Origin of the sequence: Microbacterium sp. (assembly GCF_035277845.1) — a bacterium.
Taxonomy (GTDB): Bacteria; Actinomycetota; Actinomycetes; order Actinomycetales; family Microbacteriaceae; genus Microbacterium.
The window spans coordinates 1-3,884 of sequence record NZ_DATEJS010000155.1 but is presented as its reverse complement, the minus strand read 5'-3'; the positions used below and the strand labels follow the sequence as shown (position 1 = coordinate 3,884).

Genomic DNA, 3,884 nt, shown 5'->3' with positions numbered 1-3,884 from the left:
GGAGCCGGCAGCCGCGACGACGCGCTGCGCGACCGCGTCCGCGCAGGCGCTCGCCGCCGGACCGTCGGGCACGTGCACCCAGCGGTCCGCGAATGCCCGGGACGACTCGGCGGTGGCCTCGTCGCCGGCGATCGCGGCGATGAGGCCGTCGATGTCGCGCACGATGGGCCCCGGCAGGTCGTGCCGGTAGTCGAGGTAGAAATCGCGCGAGGCGATGTAGTCGTCGAGGTCCGGTGCGAGGAAGTACGTGGGGATGCCGAGCGTGGCGGCCTCGTACAGCGCCGAGGAGTAGTCGGTGATGAAGAGGTCGGCGACCTGGAGCAGGTCCTGGGTGGAGAATCCGACGGCGGTGTCGACGTCCGGGCCGAAGTCGCGCGGCATCAGCGGGTGCAGCTTGACGACCAGGTGGATGCCGGCCTCGCGCAGCGCGGCCGCCAGCGTGACGGGATCGACCGCGACCGTGCCGTCCATGCGGAACGTCGGTGCGTACACGGCGATGCGGGCATCCCGCAGGTGCGGGTGCACGTCGTAGATCCCGGTGCGCGTGGCTTCGGCCTGCGCCGGGTCGAGCAGGCGGTCGACGCGGGGGAGCGGCAGGATCGCGATGTGGTCCTCGGGCACGCCGAACGCCTCCGCGTAGGGTGCCCGGCACGCCTCACCGCTGGCGAGCACGACGTCGTACCCCTGGTGCATGCGCAGGGCCGCGGCGAGGCGGGCATCCCGGCCCTCGGGGTGGTCTAGGATGCTGAGCCCGAACTTCTTGAACGCGCCGAGCGCGTGCCAGATCTGGACGACGGTGAGCCCGCGCCCGTGCCGCAGCAGGCTCGCCACCATGGCGTACGTGTCGATGACGAGCACCCGCGCCGTGGCCACGTGGTACAGCTGCTCGAGCATGTGCACCGCGTAGCCGAGCTTCGCGACGAACCCGGGGGGCACCATGCGCACGAGGGTCACGACCTTCACGGTCGGGTCGGCGCGGTGCACGGCCGCCTCGAGGTCGAGGAAGTCGATGGGCACGTTCTCGTGCTCGCGGCTGATCATCACGACCTTGCGGCGGCGCGGAAGCACGCGCAACGGCAGGTAGGCGAGGTTCAGCGCGATGCGCGCCGCGTGCGCGACGACCAGGCGCAGGCCCATCAGCCGGCTCGCCTGCGTCGGGGCGATGGTGCCGCCGCCGGGCGCCGCCGCCTGCGGGCGGGCGGTCTCGCGCGGGGTGAGGATGAGCTCGCGGGTGATGCGCTCGCTGGAGTGTCCGTCGCACGCGCCGAGGAAGCGCTCGCGGAACGCGGCCTGGCCACCGTCGTACCGAGCGGAGCGGATCGCGTCGGGAAGCTCCGCCGGATCCTTCACCAGCGGCCCGGTGACGTAGTCCTCGAACGGGTAGTAGAAGTCGCGGTCGGCGGTGTACTGCTCGAGGTCCGGGCAGAAGAACACGATCGGGCGCTTCAGCAGCGCGTACTCGAAGATGGTCGACGAGTAGTCCGCGACGAGCACGTCGGCGGCCATGAGCAGCTGGGTGATCTCGCGGTCGGTCGTGACGTCGATGATGCTCGAGACATCCGGCCGGGCGATCGCGAGTGGCTTCACGAACGGATGCATCTTGACCATGACGACCCAGTCGTCGCCGAGCTCCGCGGTGAGGGCGTCCCAGTCGATGCAGTCGTAGTCGAACACCGCGGTGAGGTGGCCGGGCCCGCGGAAGGTGGGGGCGTACAGCACGATTCGCGTGGAGTCGGCGATGCCGTAGCGCGCCCGCACGTCGCGGTTCGCCTGCGCCACGAAGTCGTCGTCGAAGAACACGTCGGTGCGGGGCACGCCGAGGGGCTTCACCCTCGCGACGTCGATGCCGAACGCCTCGGCGTAGTTCGCCCGGACCGAGCTGCTGCTCACCGTCACGTCGGTGTAGTTCTTGTGCGCGAGCGACCCCGCCGCCGGGCCGCCGGGCAGGCCGTCGCGGCTCCAGCCGACCCGCTTGAACGCGCCCGCGGCGTGCCACACCTGCAGGAGGCGGGATTCCGGGCGGATCTTGAACGAGTAGATGAGCGGGTAGTAGTCGTCGACCACGATGGTCTGCGCGGTCGCGGCCATCCACGGCAGCCGGAAGATGTCCCGCAGCGGGCGACGGTGGGCCATGCTCGGCTTGAACAGCCCGACGACCTCGGCATTCGGGTCCTGCCGGACGATCTCGCGCCGCAGGAACTCGATGTTGCCGCTGTAGTCGGCGCGCGAGTCCGACAGGAACACGATCCGGCCGGGCTTGACGCGCATGAGACGGGCCAGGATGCCGTAGGTGACCGAGTAGGGCGCGAACCGCCACCGGTGCAGGAAGCTGACGCGGCGAAGGATGCTGCGGAGGCTGGGCATCGGGCGGGCGGCTCTCTCTCGTCGGGCGGCCGGTCGGCGGGAGACGCGCCGCGACCTGACCGCCGAGTCTATTCGACGGGCCTGGAAGGGCCCGGGGAGGCGGTGCGTGATCGGGTGTTTCCCAAGATGCGCCCGCCTACCATGGGGGACCATGGGCAGAGCCACAGCGACGGTGCGGATCAGTGCGGTCGTCCCCCTGTACGACGTCGAGCGCTACGTGCCGGAGCTGCTGCAGAGCTTCTCGGCACAGGAGCCCGGGGACTACGAGATCGAGTACGTCTTCGTCGACGACGGCTCTCCGGATCGCTCCGCCGCACTCGCCCGGGAGTGGCTGGACGACACCGGGGCATCCGGCCGGGTCATCCGCCAGACCAACGCGGGGGTGAGCGCGGCGCGCAACCGCGGTCTTGCCGCGGCGACCGGGGACTGGGTCACGTTCCCCGACTCGGACGACGTGCTCGACGCGAAGTATTTCCGCAACGCGGCGCGGTTCATCCAGCGCCACGGCGACCGGGTGAGCCTCGTCGCGGCCCGTCTGCTGCGCCTGTACGACGCGGATGGCACGGTGCAGGACGTCCACGCGCTGCAATTCCGCTTCGCGGTGGGCAACCGGATCGTCTCGATGCGGCAGTACCCCGACTACTTCCAGATGAACGCGGCATCCTCGTTCTTCCGCCGCCGTCAGCTCGAGGAGCTCGGCGTGCAGTTCCCGCTCGGACTGCACGCCTCCGAGGACGCCACCTTCGTCGCGGACTTCCTGCTGCGCGCCGGCGGGGAGCCGGTGCTCGGTCTCGCCGCCGACACCTACTACATCTACCGGCGACGCGCGACGGCCGACTCGGCCGTGGACCGTGCGCGCCTGGACCCGATCGGCAGCATCGGACGGTTCCACGACGGATACCTGCCGCTTCTGGAGCGCGCGGCCGCCGACGGCGGCGTGCCCGACTGGCTGCAGTCGATGTTCCTGTACGACTGCCAGTGGCTGCTGCCGGCCCACGTCGCCGCCGAGACCGCCGCACCGCCGCTGTCGGACGCCGACGGGGCGCTGGTGCTGCAGGCGCTCGGCGAGTGCGCCACGTACGTGCGCGAGGACGTGCTGTTCGGCTACGACGCATCGGCGCTCTCGCTCGAGGCCCGACTGCTGCTGCAGCTGCTGGCCGGGCGCCCGCTGCCCGACTGGCTGGCCGCGTACCACGACGCCGGCGGCGGGGTCGACCTGCCGATCGCCGCGGGCTCCAGCGTCGTCGTCGTCGACGCCGCGGGCGACCCGCTCGACATCGAGGGAGAGCTCACGGCGCCCGACCACTTCGGCCAGAAAGTGCTGAAGCGGTGGCATGCGACGATCCCGCGCGGTGCGCGGGTGCTGGTCGACGGCGTGCCGCGGCCGGACGTCCCGCGGCGCTGGGAGGATCGCCCGGCCCAGCAGTGGGACCGTCACCGCCGCATCACGGTCGGCGGGTTGCGCGGCGCCATTCCCGCCCGGGCCGACGAGGTCCGCGTCTGGAAGCCGGTTCCCGGTC

At 71.5% G+C, this 3,884-nt stretch carries 2 protein-coding genes; one reads left to right on the top strand and one right to left on the bottom strand.

The window, feature by feature from the left end:
• The coding region (locus VJR25_RS06705) for a CDP-glycerol glycerophosphotransferase family protein (protein ID WP_324113848.1) at nucleotides 1-2,364 on the bottom strand (2,364 nt) is incomplete at its 3' end.
• A gap of 151 nt (nucleotides 2,365-2,515) precedes the next feature.
• Here VJR25_RS06705 and VJR25_RS06700 point away from each other — a divergent pair.
• The coding region (locus tag VJR25_RS06700; protein ID WP_324113845.1) for a glycosyltransferase family 2 protein at nucleotides 2,516-3,884 on the top strand (1,369 nt) is incomplete at its 3' end.